We start from the raw sequence: 15,543 nt of genomic DNA on the forward strand, positions 1-15,543 counted from the left end.
GGGCCTAGGTAAATTTACAATTTTTTTAGGAGGCTGGTTATGGAGCTTTTTCTCGGGCTCGATACGCTGGTGTTGTCACGCATACAGTTTGCACTCAATATCAGTTTTCACATTTTGTTTCCAACCATCACAATTGCTTTGGCTTGGTACCTATTTTATTTCAAACTTAAGTTTCAACTAACCCAAGATCCAGTGTGGATGCGAGCTTATCGCTTTTGGGTCAAAATATTCGCACTCACCTTTGCATTAGGTGTGGTTAGTGGCATTACTATGTCGTTCCAGTTTGGCACTAACTGGCCGGGGTTTATGCAAACCGTCGGTAATATTGCTGGCCCATTATTGGGATATGAAGTGCTAACCGCATTCTTTTTAGAAGCGACGTTTTTAGGCATTATGTTATTTGGTATGCAAAGAGTGAAACCTTGGGTGCATACTTTGGCGACCTTTGTAGTGGCTTTTGGAACCAGTGTGTCAGCTTTTTGGATACTGGCGCTCAACTCGTGGATGCAAACGCCCACCGGCTTTGAAATGATAGACGGGGTCGCACATGTAACGAGCTGGTTTGAGGTTATTTTTAATCCATCTTTTCCATATCGTCTTAGCCATATGCTGGTGGCATCTGGTTTAACTGCATCGTTTTTTATTATTGGTTTAAGTGCCTACCGCATATATCGAGGGGATGAGAAACGTGCGCCAAAACAAACGCTTAAAACTGCATTAACCATTGCAGCCTTGCTTGCTCCAACTCAAATATTTTTAGGCGATATACATGGGTTAAACACTCTAGAGCATCAGCCGCAGAAAGTTGCAGCAATTGAGGGCGTTTGGCATACAGAACAAGGCGCACCGTTAGTTTTATTCGCCTTGCCAGATGAACAAACGCAGCAGAATTTATGGGCGCTTGAAATACCTAATCTGGCTAGTTTTATCTTAACCCACGACTGGCAAGGTGAAATTAAAGGCTTAAATGAATTCGAGAAACACCCACCGGTCGCACCTGTGTTTTATGCTTTCAGAATTATGGTTGCGCTGGGTATGTTGATGCTATTGGTGGCTTGGGTTGCGCGCTGGCAATTGTTTCGCAAGCAACAAACATCTGAGTTGATTAACCGAGTACTTATCGCTATGACTTTCTCAGGTTGGGTAGCAACACTTGCGGGTTGGTATGTAACTGAAATTGGCCGACAGCCTTATTTGGTTTCGGGAATTCTTACGGTAGAGCAAGCTGTTACACCAATTGCCCCTGAAAATGTAGGTTTTAGCTTGCTGTTATATATTTTGGTCTATAGCGGCTTACTGGTCGCTTATATCCATACGGTATTTTTAATGGCTCGTCGTGCCGTGGATATCGAAGAAATTACCACAGAAGAAGCCAAACAAGCATCTTTGGAGGTGCAAAATGCATAACTATTTATCAGCTGATAGCTTGGCGATTATCTTTGCAGGCTTAACAGGGTTAGCAGTGCTTTTATATGCCATTTTAGATGGGTATGATTTGGGTGTGGGGATCTTGTTGCCGACTAACGACAACCAAACCGCGTCAACTATGATTGCATCAATCGGCCCGTTTTGGGATGCCAACGAAACTTGGTTAGTATTGGCGGTGGGTTTGATATTGATTGCATTTCCTGCTGCACATAATTTAATACTTGAAGCACTCTATATTCCGGTTGTGATTTTATTAGTTGCATTGATTATGCGTGGTGTTGCGTTTGACTTTAGAGTAAAAGCTGCAATGAGCCACAGGCCCAAATGGAATGTTTTATTTAAACTCGGTTCTATATTAGCAGCGCTGAGCCAAGGTTATATGTTGGGTTTGTATGTTATGGGATTTGAGACGAGTGTTACCGCTTATTTATTTGCTGGCATAAGCGCATTGGGGGTATTGGCCGCATATGCGTATATTGGTGCTTGCTGGCTAGTGATGAAAACTGAACACGAGTTGCAACAACAAGCAACCAAGTGGGCACGCGCAGCCGGACGTTTTGCTTTTATGGGCGTTGTGAGTGTTTCGGTTGTTAACCCCTTGATTAATCCTGCTGTTTTTGACCGTTGGTTTAGTCTACCAAATGCAATTTTGTTGCTACCGCTGCCGTTATTTTGTTTTGTGCTGTTTTTAGTGGTCGACAGGCTGCTAAAACGTATGCCATTTAAACAGGATGTCAGTTGTTGGATCCCGTTTGTTGCGGCTGTTGTTATCTTTTTTATTTGTTTTTGCGCATTTGCTTTTAGTTATTTTCCAGACATAGTGCCAGGAAAGCTCGATATATTTAGCGCAGCTTCTGCTGCTGAAAGTTTGAGTTTTATGTTGTGGGGCGCGTTAATTGTAGTGCCAACTATTCTCTGTTATACCTTTTACTCATACCGAGTATTTTGGGGCAAAGTACGCGAGCTGAGTTACGACTAACAATGAATTGGCTAGAATATCCAATCTAAGCAAGCTAAACTGCAGGCAGATTTATTCAGATAATAACGAGGATTAAAAATGCTTTCGACCAACCAAGCTGCGACTATGTTGGCACTACAAGACAAAATGAATGCGAAAGTAAACCCAGACTGGATTGCGGTTAAGTCACCATTTTTACGCGCTGTGGTGATTGAAGCGGCTGAAGCGATTGAACACCACGGGTGGAAATGGTGGAAGAAACAAGAGTGTGATTTAGAACAACTGCAAATGGAGTTGGTGGATATTTGGCACTTTGTTTTGTCAGCGATTTTAATTAAACACGAAGGTGCACAGCAACCAGCGTTAGATGATGTGTTTGCTGAGTTAGGTAGCACAAGCGTAACTTTTGACGGCCAACAAATTAGTTATGCGTCATTAAACTTGTTAGAAAAATTAGAACTAACTATAGGTTTAGCTGCAGCAAAACGTTATAGCTTAGGTTTATTCTCAGCGCTTTTGGCCGATTGCCAAATGAGTTGGGACGATTTATACGCGCAATATGTTAGCAAAAACGTACTAAACTTCTTCCGCCAAGATAATGGTTATAAAGAAGGCTCTTATGTGAAAATTTGGAGTGGCCGCGAAGACAACGAACACTTAGTTGAAATTATGGCTAAGCTGGATGTTAAATCAGACAGCTACCAAACTGATTTATACAACGAGCTGCAAGCGCGTTATAACTTGTTGGATATGGCTTAATCCGCATATTGAGGTTGAGTCAGTTAGGGGTTAATCAGCCCCTAACTGCTGTTTCAATTCGGCAAGTTCAACGGTTAGTTGGTTCACTTGAGCTTTTAGTTGTTCAAATTCCTCAATCGAAACCGTACTGTTTGTTGAAGCCACTGAGTTTTGGCTCAGACTATGCGCTTCAGTTACTACCTCTGCCACCTCTCCACTAAACAAATGGCCAAACCTATGTTCTCGTTTGCCTGGTTCCCGAGCAAGTTTTACCACAAATGGACCATCTTCGGCGTTAGCTAATTCATTTAAACAAGCTTCTACTTGGCCAACATCGTTAAACGGATTTAATCTTTGGCTGCGAGTTCTCAGTTCACCTGGTGTTTGTGGACCCCTAACAAACAACAGACATAGAATAGCCGCTTGTGCTGAATCAAAATTAAACGCTGAAAATTCACTGCCGTAAAATCTGTGACGGTATTTATTCACTCGGCCGCTTGGTCCTGCGTCGGCCAACAGTCTTTGTTGGATTAATTCGTCAACAACATTTTGTACGTCAACTTCTGAGTATTGAACAACTGGATCTCGATTACTTTTTTGATTACAAGCAGTTGTGATTGCATTTATCGACATTGGGTATTGGTCAGGTGTGGTAATTTGTTTTTCTAACATCACACCTAATACACGAACTTGCTCTGCGGATAATTCTAACTTCATGGCAATTTCCTTTTTTCTTTGTGCAAGGTTCAGTATAAACCGAGCCGCAGAAAATGGCATGAGAATTAGAGTTGAATTTTCTGCATATTTTCCTGCTGTATGTTGATTGTTTCGTGAATAAATAAATTGCCTGTGGTTATTTGTTCAATCACGCAGTAAGATGTCGAAAATTTAACCGTATCAATTGACCATTACTCAATACAACTGGCGGAGTGTAACATGACTAGATTGCTTTCAATTGGCGAATGTATGATGGAATTAAATGCCATCAACCCTCTTAACTTTAAACGTGCATTTGCTGGCGACACATATAATACGGCGGTTTATGCACAGCGTTGGGCACCTGAATTGTCGGTATACTACATGTCGGCGATAGGCTCTGATAGTTTGAGTGAAGAGATGTTGGCACAATTTAAAGGTGAAGGTTTAAAAACCGATTATGTATTCCGCCAACCTGACGGACAAATTGGTTTATATTCAATTACTCGTGATGCACAAGATCAGCGCTGTGTAAATTATTGGCGGAAAGAATCAGCCGCAACACAATTGATGCAATTGTTTGCCGAAAAAGGTGGTGTTGAGCAGCTGCGCCATTTTGATGTTGTGTATTTCACTGGTATTAGTTTGGGTATTTTGGCAGACGAAGACAAAACTAGGTTGCTTGACTTAATAGCTCAATTGCGCGAGCGTGGTAGCTTAATTGCGTTTGATCCTAACTATCGAGCCAAATTATGGCAGTCACCAGAGCAAGCAAAACACTGGTATGAACAAGCTTATCAATTAACTGATATCGCGTTACCGGGTTTAACTGATCACCAAAATGTATATGGCCACAGAACACATCAAGAAGTTAAAAACTATGTGTTTGCATTGGGCTGTAAAGAGGTTGTGGTTAAAAGCTCGGCTGGTATTTATGCGTTTGCACCGCAAATTGACTATTTTTCGCCAGTGGTTGAAGGCGCGCCTTGTATAGATACCACAGCTGCAGGCGACTCGTTTGCTGGTACTTATCTAGCAGCGCGTATGCAAAAAACTGAAATTGATGACGCAATTGCTGCAGCTGCTAATGTTGCACAAAGTGTCATTCGCCATGTCGGCGCAATCACTCACTAATTATTTTTCCCTTTCTGCTGAAAGCCGCAGTTAATCACTGCGGCTTTTCAGGTAATCTATTCTTGCGTTTGTCCAATATTGGGTAACACGCTGTTGATGGTTGTCAGCTTGCCGATTGCTCGATTTTTGCCAGTTTTCTCTAATTGGTATATCGAATGTGTGTCCTGCAATATCATGCAAGGTGGCAGCAATATTCAGCATTTCAAGTGCTTGTAAGGTGTTTTCAGTCGTTGCAATTAATTTGGTTAAATTTTCTGTTGGCTGGAAATGATTTGCCAAGGTTAAAAATTCAAGCGCTCGAGCTTTGACCAATGTGTTTGTCGCTGAGGTAAATAATTTGCGTACTTGTGGCACAATTGACTGTGCTTGCTGATTGAAGCTCGACAAGCCAATAAGCGCCCAATATTGCTGGATACTATCGCTAGAGTTTAGTGCTTTGGTCAATTCAATTTTGGCTTGTTGCCATGGTTTTAATTGTGCATTGGCAATATCAATCAGTTTAGATATATTGTGTTTATGTAAGTTGGCAAATTTTGCTGGGTTAGAAAGTGCATGCTGATGCAGATAGTATTCTGGATAAAAAGACAGGTCGGGCATGGCTTTTAACTTTTCGGTCAGCTGAGCTCTTAATCTCCTGACTGTCTGAGCAAATTGTGGTTCAGTTGCAAGGTTATTGCTTTCAAATGGATCCGCTTCAATATCATACAAAGCCTCAGCGCTTTTTGCTTGGAAAAAGCTAGCTTGCTCAGCAGTCAACTTTCCTGCATTAAATAATGCTCGCCATTCTCGGTACGCAGCTTGCTGATACCTGTATTGATTGTGTAACCCATCAGGAATAAAAGGGAAGAAATTGCGTACATATTTATACTTGCCCACGCGCAAACTTCTTACCATATCTAATTTTTCATCAAACCTGTCAGCATAGGCAAAACTGGTATTGCGTTGGTTTAATTGTTTTAAACTTATATCAGCGGTTAAAAATGCTTGGCCATCATGGTATTTAGAGCGAGGAGCTCCGGCTAATTCAGCCAGAGTTGGCGCGAAATCGACAAAATTAACGACTCCGTCAATTCTGGCGTTTTGCAAGTTTTGCAGATCTGGATGAAGCAAGTGTTTAAAGTTTTTCGGGATACGAACAACCAACGGCACGTGTAGACCGAGCTCGTTAGCATATCCTTTAGTGCCAGGAATGACTCCGCCATGATCGGCAAAATAAAAGATAAAGGTATTTTCTAATTCACCGTCCGCTTTTAGTTGTTCAATCACTTTGCCAATCTGTTGATCGAGTTGCTGATGTTGGTCTAAATATCTCGCATAGGTATACCTGAATAGCTCGGTATTCGGGAAGTTTTTTGGCAGTTTTATTTTGTCGGGATTATGCTTTGTCGGTTTTGTTTTTACGTCGCTTGCTGGAAAGTGCAAATTGTACTCATGAGTTGTTGTCCATGTTTGCATATGGAAAAATGCTTGACCAGCTTCTCGATTTCGCCAGCTGGCGCTATTGCTTGAGTCATGCCAAACCGGATCTGCGGTATTTTCAACAAAGTTAAAATCGTTTTTGCTGTTGTTGCTTGTGTAGTAACCTGCATCACGAAGAATTTGTGCAATTGGTTTTAATCCTGAGGGTAGCTGGCTTTCTGAATATCGCCTGTGGTAGTTTAACGCCAATTTGGGGGCATAAGCCCCCGTCGCTAACGTTGTTCGCGCAGTAGAACATACGGGAGCATTGGAAAATGCGTTATTAAATATTAGGCCTTGTTTGGCTAATGCTTCAATATTCGGCATTTTTGCGCCCTGTTCGTGGTAGAGGCGCGAAAAGATATAAGAATTATCTTCCGATACTAACCATAAAAAATTGGGTTTCTCAGCTGGTGATTGAGCAAAACTACTATTGAATTGAGTGAAAATAGCAATCATGCTCAACGTCAGAACCTGAAAAGCTTTTAAGTGTTTTGTCTGGTTAGTCTTCATCATATACGGCCTTGTGTTATCTGCGATATTTAAGTTTTTATCATTCTATTCAGCACAACGAGAGCGAGCGCATAAACGGCGCAATGCGCCGGCATCTGCGTTTTTAATGGCGTGATTAATGTTGGAGATCAGTTTCCAGCCTGTTGCAAATGGGTATTGAGCATCGAAATCGATGGTTTTTGCTATCAATTTGCTGCTCAATAATAAAAAGCAGCCTACTATGAGTATTAGTGTGTTCGGTCGTTTCATAAAGTCACCATAAAAGTAGATAACCTGAATTGAGGTTAAACAAAGCAATTAACTAAGCGTGTCGAAGTTTTGATATACATGGTCTATTGGTGATTGTTTACCAAATTGACACATTTATTTAACGAAGAACAGGGGCATTCAGGCTTAGCAAACTATCCAATGCAGTTAATTACGATTATTTACGATGTGTTTTTGCTTTTGCTAAATCAATGAAATATGGTGTCACCCGAAAGTACCATTCAGGATTTAAATAAAGTGAAATTAGAAACTTTAGCACTGCACCACGGTTACGAGTCTGAGGTGACCACTAAAGCGGCGGCTGTGCCTATTTATCAAACCACATCTTATACCTTTGATGATACTCAGCATGGTGCCGACCTAAACAATATGAAAGTTAAGGGCAATATTTATACTCGGATCATGAATCCAACCACTGAGGTATTGGAGAAACGGGTTGCGCAAATGGAAGGTGGTGTTGCTGGGCTTGCTTTAGCATCGGGTATGGCGGCTATCACGTATGCAATCCAATCACTCACCGAATTGGGCGATAACATTGTTAGTACTAGCCAATTGTACGGTGGTAGTTATACATTATTCACGCAAGTTTTACCGCGCATGGGTGTTGAGGTGAAAATGGTATCTGCCGACGATTTTGCAGGATTTGAAGCGGCAATCGACGACAAAACAAAAGCAATTTTTTGTGAGTCTATTGGTAACCCTGCGGGTAATGTTGTTGATATTGCAAAGCTTGCTGATATTGCTCACCGTCATGGCGTGCCGCTTATTGTCGATAACACTGTAGCAACACCGTATTTATGTAAACCTTTTGAGTTTGGCGCTGACATTGTTGTGCACTCTTTGACTAAATACATTGGTGGTCATGGCACAGCCGTAGGGGGAATGATAGTTGATTCAGGCCGATTCGATTGGGTTGCCAATAAAAAACGTTTCAGAGTATTAAACGAACCAGAGCCTGCTTATCATAATTTAAATTTTGCCGAAGCTTTGGGCGAATTGGCTTACATTACTCGTTGTCGTGTGGTTTCGCTCAGGATCACTGGTGCGGCTATAGCGCCCATGAATGCGTTTCAGATCCTACAAGGGCTAGAAACGCTCGGGCTACGAATTGAGCGCCATTGTCAAAATGCAGAAAAACTAGCTGCATTTTTATCGTCACATGAAAAGGTAAATAAGGTGAATTATGCCGCTTTACCTACTAGCCCTTATTACCAAACTTGCCAGAAAATAGTTGGTGGTAAAGCATCTGGCATTTTAAGTTTTGATATTAAAGGAGGGCTTGAAGCCGGAGCTCAATTTATTGATGCACTGAAAATGATTTTGAGATTAGTGAATATTGGTGATGCTAAATCGTTAGCCTGTCATCCAGCTTCAACCACACACCGCCAGTTAACGCCTGAGCAATTACAAAGTGCAGGGGTTAGCCAATCACTTGTGCGTATTTCTGTGGGGATTGAACATATTGACGATATTATCGCTGATGTGAGCCAAGCATTAGATGCTGTGACTGTTTAGATTGCCTTAAAAATCCCATATAGGCAGTTTTTGCTTATATGGGATTTTTGCATTTGCGCTAGGCGAAAGCTTTGACTAGCTTTACTGGCAAGTCGGCATGGTTAAACCATCCAATTCTGCTAAGTTGCGATTATGTGCACCGCCAGCAAAATTACCGATTAATCAGGAATTAAATCAGCTGGAATATTTAAGCTTTTATCATCCGCACCTTTAGCAAAATTACTGATGTGATAGCTGTTAGCTTTTGACCAGTCAGCTTCTACACGGCCATCACCTAACACTATGTTGCCGAGTTTTTGTCTAAACCAGTTGGCAAGCGCTTTGTATTCTTTATCGTAAGCGACATTGTTACGTTCTAGCGGATCTTTGGCCAAGTCGTATAAACTCATTTCCACTTTTTCTGCTGGTGCAACTAATGCCCATTGCAAGTTTTTACCGAGCTGTTTTTCATTCACCCAATTATTGAATGGGCGGGTTCGCATTGAAAATCTAAACCTGTCGCTGTGTAAATACGCCCTAGGGCCGGCAATCACGTTTATTTCACCCAGTATATAATCCCGTTTGGGCAGGTTTTCGCTGTATACATCAAATAGGTTTAAGCCATCTAAATATTGGTATTTTTGTTGATAAACATTGTCGCCAGCCGCGGTCAAAATTGTTGGTGCGAAATCAACAAATTCAACTAGGTCACGGTAGACACCTCCTGCTGGCACAATAGATTTATCTGACGCAACGGCTAAAATTGCATTCGCGACCGACTGCTTCCATGGGCCAAACTTGGCTTCCATTCCTTGCTCACCTAAATGCCAACTATGATCGCCAATAGCGAATAGAATTAAATATTCTTGGTTGTTTTCTTCACTATATTTTTTAAAAGCCTCAACTGCTTCGCCAATTAATGCATCACCATAGGCGGTAAATGCATAATAATCTCGGATGGCTTGTTGTTTTTGCTCGTAGGTCATCTCGTCAATTTTGCCGGCGTTGTAAATACGCTTTAATTGCTCAGGTAGTTTATCCAGTTCAGATTTTTCAAATTTAGGGATGTCATAAACTTTATCTTTAAATCTGTCTCTAAAGGATTTTGGTGGTAATACTGGGGTATGTGGCAAATGGAACCCTAGATTCAAAAATTGCGGTTTACTGGTGTCGGCACCTTTGGCGGTTTTGCCCCACGAGGTTTTAAAGCTTTTATTTGCGTTGGCTAAGTAGTTTTTAAACTCTTTAACAATATAAGCATCTACCGTTTCGCCTGCTGGCTGTGGGTTAACGCCGCCTAAAATTAAGTTAGTATTGCCACGGGTATAAGCACGTAGTAAATCGAACTCTTGATTAACGCTCTCGATTGCTGCTATGTCTTGTTGGGTAAGATCAGCTTGGTGCCGTTGCAGGAAATATTGTTTCTTGCGTCCATCAGGATACAACACTGTTTCAACCGTGCCTTGTTTGTTAGGTTTTTTATTCCAATCGTACAAAACTTTAGTAAACAGGTCGCCTTTGCCATTTTTTTGCAAGTCGTGTTTAAAGTGCACTTTATAGTCATATAAATTGGCGTCATGGAAACCTTGCCCAGGACCCCATTTAAATATGTAGCTGTCTTCTTTACCAAAAGTTGCAGTTTGATAACCCAATTCACGTATTGATTGCGAAACTGTAGGTTTGACAAAATCTGGGTTTTGATGAGTTAGTTCAAATGCATAATGGCCGTTTCTAAACGGGTATCGTCCAGATAACATTGAACCGCGAGATGGCCCGCACACTGGCGATTGGTTAAATGCATTGGTATAAAATACCCCTTCGGTTGCGAGTTTGTCGATATTTGGCGATTCAACATAGCCTAACGGACTATTTTTTTGTCCAAAAACTAGTTGGTTGTAGTAACTAACAGAATCAGGTCGTTGATCATCGGTAATGATCCATAATATATTTGGCTGCGATTTAAACTTGGCAGACGGCTTTTTCGGTTCAAACACCTTGTTAGCTGCGCTTGGCGATTGGCTGGTCGTAGGGGCTGTGCAACTTGCTACGGTTAATGGAATCAAACAAGTTGCCAACAAAGTTCGACTCGAACGTAAACTCAACTTCATAGTCAGTGTCTCTTAGTTTGTTTATCTCTGTTAACTTGTTGGTAAATTGTTTACAAAGTGACACATTTATTTTTTGATTTTGCTGTGATGAGTGTTGCGCGTGCAAATAGCTGTTTGCACGCGCACCGATAAACATTGAGCTGCTGTGGGGATTAGTCTTCCGTTACTGCAGAAAATTCAAAGTTATCAAAATGAACTACTGCACCTTCTTTCATCAGCATCTTCATTTCAAACCGGCCATCTTCAGGTATTTTTTCAGCAGGTATTTTAATTCGTACCCTAATTAAGCCGTCATTATCTACCCAATAAATACCCCGTTGATAACCATAACCGGCCCATTCTGGCGTGTAATAAATACCGCCAGTGTTGGGCATTTGCCTGAGCGCAGCTTTACCTTCCACTACACGCAAATCGTAAGCAAATAAATAGTCGGTTTGGTTATTTATTTGGTCGGTGATAAACGCATCACTGGTAAATTTAATATGCATTTCGCCTGTGGTGCTATTAGCATATAAACCATAATTTCCATCAATTGCTGCTTCTTCGGTTACTTGTAAAATAGCAAAGTTTTCCTGACCTATTTCACGCTGTATAGTCAAACCTGTGCCTAAAGCGCCGCTTTCAAAACCACGGGTTTGTTCTTTTATAAAGTTTTCTGCAGGTGGAATTTCCACAAGTTCCACATTGTCTAAATACCATTCTTCGTTGGGTGTCCAAAAAGCTATTTCAACAAAGGTGAAAGTATCTGGCCAATCTTGCCCATGGATTATTTTCTCATGATGCTGCCATGTGTTGTCTCTTGGCATTCTAAACCACGGGCCATGTGCAGTTGTTTGATATTTGGCGTTAAAACTATTATTAAATCTTGTGTAACCAATAGCGGATTCGGCATTATCAGTCAGGCGTTTTATGTCGTAACTGAGCTTGTATTGTTTGTGTTTTTTAACAAAACCCGCTGGTAAAACCGAATGTTTTATTTTGATAAACACTGGACCAGAGTTCATGGTGTTTATGTGTAAACCATAGTTACCAGACTTAGCGGCCTCAGGTGTTACTTCTGCAAAACCTAAACTCTTTACATCGACCAACCAATGGGTTAAATCACCAGTTTCGAATCCCATATTGAGTCCACTTACGATATTGATTGGCGTATTGCTGTGGTTGTTTGTTTCTGCTGGGTCTTGTTGTTGTGGCTCTTTGTGACCTGAAGGCGCGATGCTTTTCGGTTTTATGCTTTCAACTTCATTGCTGCTTTGTTTATGGATACTGTCGAGCGAACCTGATGTTTTTACTTCGCCCTGCGCATCTATTGTAAACGAAAATGGCAAGTTTTCCTGGCGGTAAATCGGAGTGACGTCTGCTTCTTTTGAGTTTGCCAACGCCGATACTTGGCGGTCATTTGCTTGGGCGATAACATAATTGGCACTGGCGGTTTGCACGTAAAAAGCGGGCGAATTAGCCGGTAAATCGACAGCTAATTGACCTTGAATAATTCGGACATTACTGGCACTTTTTATATCTAAATGCGTTGGCGAGCTAGCTGTGATTTTCGTACCATTGTTAAATTGTATATGCGCCTGACCACTCAGCATTTGAAAAGGGCCAGGAGACAACTGAAATGCCTCTAACTCAGAGACTTGCACTTCGCTTGTTACGGGTTGGTATTTTACACTTGCAAAGGGTTGGTTTGGTTGTTCTAACGAAAACCAAATTAATGCACACAAAAAAATGCTTGCCGCAATAGAGGTACCTTGAAACCAATAACGTTTTATGTGGCTAACTTTAGCTAAGTTTGCTTGCTGAGTTGTTTTTTGTTGTTTAATGCGCGCCATAATTTCATCGGAGAACTCAGCTGAGTCGTGCTGCTTGAGTTTGACTTGCATCAACCTATGGGTTAACACATGGCGAGCCGATTTTTGTTTAAACTGTGGATCTTTTTCCCATTCTTGCTGCAGCTCAGCCCGGTTATCTTCACCCGCTATGAAACTTGCTAATAGTTCATCTTGATACTTGTTCATGCCATTGTTCCAGTTAGACGCTTGTCTATACAGTTGCGTAATCGTTCACGAATTCTATGTAGGCGCATTGTCATTGCTGAGTGTTTTACTTGGTGTAATTTGGTTAACTCGTCCACTGTATAGCCTTCGGTATAATGCTGCTTAATCAATGTATGGAATTTGTCATCTACTTTTTCTAAACACTGTTCTAGTGCGATTAACATTGAATCTTCACTATGATTGCTCAGCTCACTTTCTATTTCTGCGGATAAAACTTCTTCAAAATCGCTAATATCTACACTCGTTCTGCCGCCGTTTTTTCTGAAATAATCTTTTAGCAAGTTGAGCGCTATGCCTTTTAACCAAGGTCTAATTGAACGCTTTATGTCAAACTCATTGAGCTTCTTATACGCGATAATAAAGGCTTCTTGGGCGATATCATCCGCTTCGCTGATGTTTTGCATACGGACCGCCAGAAAAGCTCTTACATCGCTTTGATAACGTTTTATTATTTCAGCAAAAGCTTGATCATTGCCTTGCTGAGCTAAACGAATAACTTCGCTTTCTTCGTCAGAATTCAAAAACTCCCCCAGTCGACAAATTGAAGTTTCTTTTTGTGCACTTCTTATATTGGTGAATAAATTGCTTTTTGACACAATTTTTTGCAGTTTTTTTGCTGAACATAAATTTAATTGCGTCTATCCAAGTTAGGGCTTGATGAAAAATTAACAAAAATAAAATGTGTCAAATTGTTAACAGCTTGCGAATAAGGACTAATCTTCGCTAAAAGGGTTGTGTACGCCCTTGAAGTTTGCCCTCCTATATTAGGAGGGCTTTTTTTAATTAGTATAAACTTAGGTGAGCATGATGAACAAAAGTATCGTTGCGTCTATGTTGCTGGCGTGTACAGTGAGTTTTACTGGCGTGGCAAAACAACCAAACATTTTATGGATTATTACCGACGACCACCGTCCTGATTCTATACAAGCTTATAATCGGGCAACAACTGGCAAGAGCGAAAGTGAACTTGGTTATGTAATGTCGCCAAATATCGATAGGTTAGCGAGCGAAGGCACCATGTTTACCATGGCGTTTAATAATTCTCCGGCTTGTGGCCCTTCACGAACGTCAATGCATACTGGGCGTTATCCTTTTCGCAATGGTAAATATGGCTGGGAGCAAACCCACCAAGAAGCTGATTTTGTAAAACCCGCTATCTCGCAAATATTACGCGATGCTGGCTATGCCACTGCGATTGTCGGTAAACACCATGTGGGCATTTCTGAAAAGCGTAATTATCAGGGCAAACCTATTTTTGATTTTAGTTTGGAGTACAATCGTGATTTACATAAGCATGGTTTTGGCGGCCTATATTCAACTGGAGCTTATGGTTTAGTTGATGAAGTGTTATTGCGTAAAGATGCAACTGAAACCATTTTTTACCCAGACGGTCGAGTTAAGACTTATCAATTATCATGGGCTGACCGCAAACTTAATGCTGCCGAGTTAGCTGTAAAACGTAGTGTTGAACAAGAGTTTGATATCTTGCGCGCATATACGCGCATCAATACAGGCCTTATTTTAGGTGGGGTGAACCCTCAGCCTGCAGACAAAACGGTAGATGCTCGTATTGTTGAAGAGTTTAAAAACCATCTTGAACACGCGGGACAGTCCTACCGGACCTTGGCTGGAAAAAAAGTTCAAGGTGCAGATGCAAGCAAACCATTATTTGTTAATTTGGGTTTTCACTTACCACACACGCCTGTGTTGCCTCCTAAAGAATTTCGTGACCAATTCAAACATAGAAAATATAAGTTACCAGAATTTGATTCTGATGAGCTGGCGTCTTTTTCACCACAGCAACAGCAGATTTATAATGAATCTAAAACCGACATGATGACTTATGCCGAAAAGCAACAAGCAATTCAAGACTATTATGCGTTTACTGCGTTTGGCGATGCGTTGATTGGTGAAGCGGTGGAAGCATTTAAACAATATAGCCAAAAACAGGGTAAGGAATATCTAATTGTATTTACGGTCGGTGATCACGGTTGGCACTTAGGTGAGCAAGGCATTATGGCCAAATTTGGCCCTTGGAAACAATCAACTAACGGTGCTGTGATTGTGGTTTCGTCAGATAAAAAACAGTTTCCCGCGGGCAAGGTAGTCGATACTTTTGTTGAGTATGTTGATTTTGCGCCAACGTTTTTTTCAGCTGCTGGTTTAGATGTTAACAGTAAGCAATTTTCCTATTTGGATGGATTTGATCTCGATACTATTTCCAATAATCGCGATTTTAGACGTGACTACATTCTTGGTGAAATGAATTTAGTCAGTGGTCATCGAGCTTATCTAAGAACCAAAGATTTTGCTTTTTCTATGCGCACACGCGATCGCCGTACAGTCGCAAAAGCGCCACTATTAAACGACAACATTCGCTGGGCATTAACAACAGATCCACTTAAAGCGGACATGGCTTTATATGATTTGCGAACCGACCCGCTCGAAAGGCGTAATGTCGCTTACACGGTTGAATACCTCAAGCTGGCCAATTGGTTTAGGCAAAAATTGGGCAATATAGTGCTGGGGGATGGTCGAATTGAAATGGATTGGACGACCAAAAATAGCTACAGCTTAAGTAACTTTGCTGCGGGCGCTGATGATAAAAAAATCGAAATTCCGACTGAGTTAGTTCCAGAGCAGGGGATTGTGCGCCCAGAACGTTTGAACCTATAAAATGTGAGAAAAGATA

12 protein-coding genes are annotated in these 15,543 nt (G+C 41.3%); 6 read left to right on the forward strand and 6 right to left on the reverse strand.

Annotated features, from left to right (window positions below; translation table 11 throughout):
• The first annotated feature begins 39 nt into the window (after positions 1-39).
• The 3 genes from DS2_RS02745 to DS2_RS02755 all read left to right on the forward strand — a co-directional run bounded on the left by DS2_RS02745 (position 40) and on the right by DS2_RS02755 (position 3,145).
• On the forward strand, positions 40-1,407 hold the full coding sequence (locus DS2_RS02745) for a cytochrome ubiquinol oxidase subunit I (RefSeq protein ID WP_035013105.1): 1,368 nt from the start codon (positions 40-42) through the stop codon (positions 1,405-1,407).
• Positions 1,400-2,407, forward strand: coding sequence for a cytochrome d ubiquinol oxidase subunit II (locus DS2_RS02750; RefSeq protein ID WP_035013106.1), 1,008 nt, complete (start codon positions 1,400-1,402; stop codon positions 2,405-2,407). The genes DS2_RS02745 and DS2_RS02750 overlap by 8 nt, the downstream gene beginning before the upstream one ends.
• A gap of 78 nt (positions 2,408-2,485) precedes the next feature.
• Positions 2,486-3,145, forward strand: coding sequence for a dUTP diphosphatase (locus tag DS2_RS02755; protein ID WP_035013107.1), 660 nt, complete (start codon positions 2,486-2,488; stop codon positions 3,143-3,145).
• Positions 3,146-3,175: 30 nt separating this feature from the next.
• Here the strand turns inward: DS2_RS02755 and DS2_RS02760 are convergent, their stop codons facing one another.
• Positions 3,176-3,841, reverse strand: a complete 666-nt coding sequence (locus tag DS2_RS02760) for a YceH family protein (RefSeq protein ID WP_035013108.1) — start codon at positions 3,839-3,841, stop codon at positions 3,176-3,178.
• 219 nt (positions 3,842-4,060) lie between these two features.
• Here DS2_RS02760 and DS2_RS02765 point away from each other — a divergent pair, with 219 nt between their 5' ends.
• Positions 4,061-4,954, forward strand: coding sequence for a sugar kinase (locus DS2_RS02765; protein WP_035013109.1), 894 nt, complete (start codon positions 4,061-4,063; stop codon positions 4,952-4,954).
• A gap of 30 nt (positions 4,955-4,984) precedes the next feature.
• Here the strand turns inward: DS2_RS02765 and DS2_RS02770 are convergent, their stop codons facing one another.
• Positions 4,985-6,928, reverse strand: coding sequence for a sulfatase (locus DS2_RS02770; protein ID WP_081754160.1), 1,944 nt, complete (start codon positions 6,926-6,928; stop codon positions 4,985-4,987).
• A 42-nt stretch (positions 6,929-6,970) separates the two neighbouring features.
• On the reverse strand, positions 6,971-7,174 hold the full coding sequence (locus DS2_RS02775) for a hypothetical protein (protein WP_035013110.1): 204 nt from the start codon (positions 7,172-7,174) through the stop codon (positions 6,971-6,973).
• 255 nt (positions 7,175-7,429) lie between these two features.
• Here DS2_RS02775 and DS2_RS02780 point away from each other — a divergent pair, with 255 nt between their 5' ends.
• A complete protein-coding gene (locus tag DS2_RS02780; RefSeq protein ID WP_035013178.1) occupies positions 7,430-8,707 on the forward strand; it encodes an O-acetylhomoserine aminocarboxypropyltransferase/cysteine synthase family protein in 1,278 nt (425 codons plus the stop codon).
• 158 nt (positions 8,708-8,865) lie between these two features.
• Here the strand turns inward: DS2_RS02780 and DS2_RS02785 are convergent, their stop codons facing one another.
• From DS2_RS02785 to DS2_RS02800, 3 genes are all read right to left on the reverse strand, one after another.
• Entirely contained in the window at positions 8,866-10,794 is a 1,929-nt protein-coding gene (locus tag DS2_RS02785; protein WP_081754161.1) for a sulfatase-like hydrolase/transferase, read from the reverse strand.
• A gap of 152 nt (positions 10,795-10,946) precedes the next feature.
• Positions 10,947-12,812, reverse strand: a complete 1,866-nt coding sequence (locus DS2_RS02795; protein WP_035013113.1) for a hypothetical protein — start codon at positions 12,810-12,812, stop codon at positions 10,947-10,949.
• Positions 12,809-13,447, reverse strand: a complete 639-nt coding sequence (locus DS2_RS02800; RefSeq protein ID WP_051479558.1) for an RNA polymerase sigma factor — start codon at positions 13,445-13,447, stop codon at positions 12,809-12,811. Before DS2_RS02800 ends, DS2_RS02795 begins: the two co-directional genes overlap by 4 nt.
• Before the next feature lie 208 nt (positions 13,448-13,655).
• Here DS2_RS02800 and DS2_RS02805 point away from each other — a divergent pair, with 208 nt between their 5' ends.
• A complete protein-coding gene (locus DS2_RS02805; protein ID WP_035013114.1) occupies positions 13,656-15,527 on the forward strand; it encodes a sulfatase-like hydrolase/transferase in 1,872 nt (623 codons plus the stop codon).
• Positions 15,528-15,543: the final 16 nt, after the last annotated feature.

This window comes from Catenovulum agarivorans DS-2 (assembly GCF_000568405.1).
Lineage (GTDB): Bacteria > Pseudomonadota > Gammaproteobacteria > Enterobacterales > Alteromonadaceae > Catenovulum > Catenovulum agarivorans_A.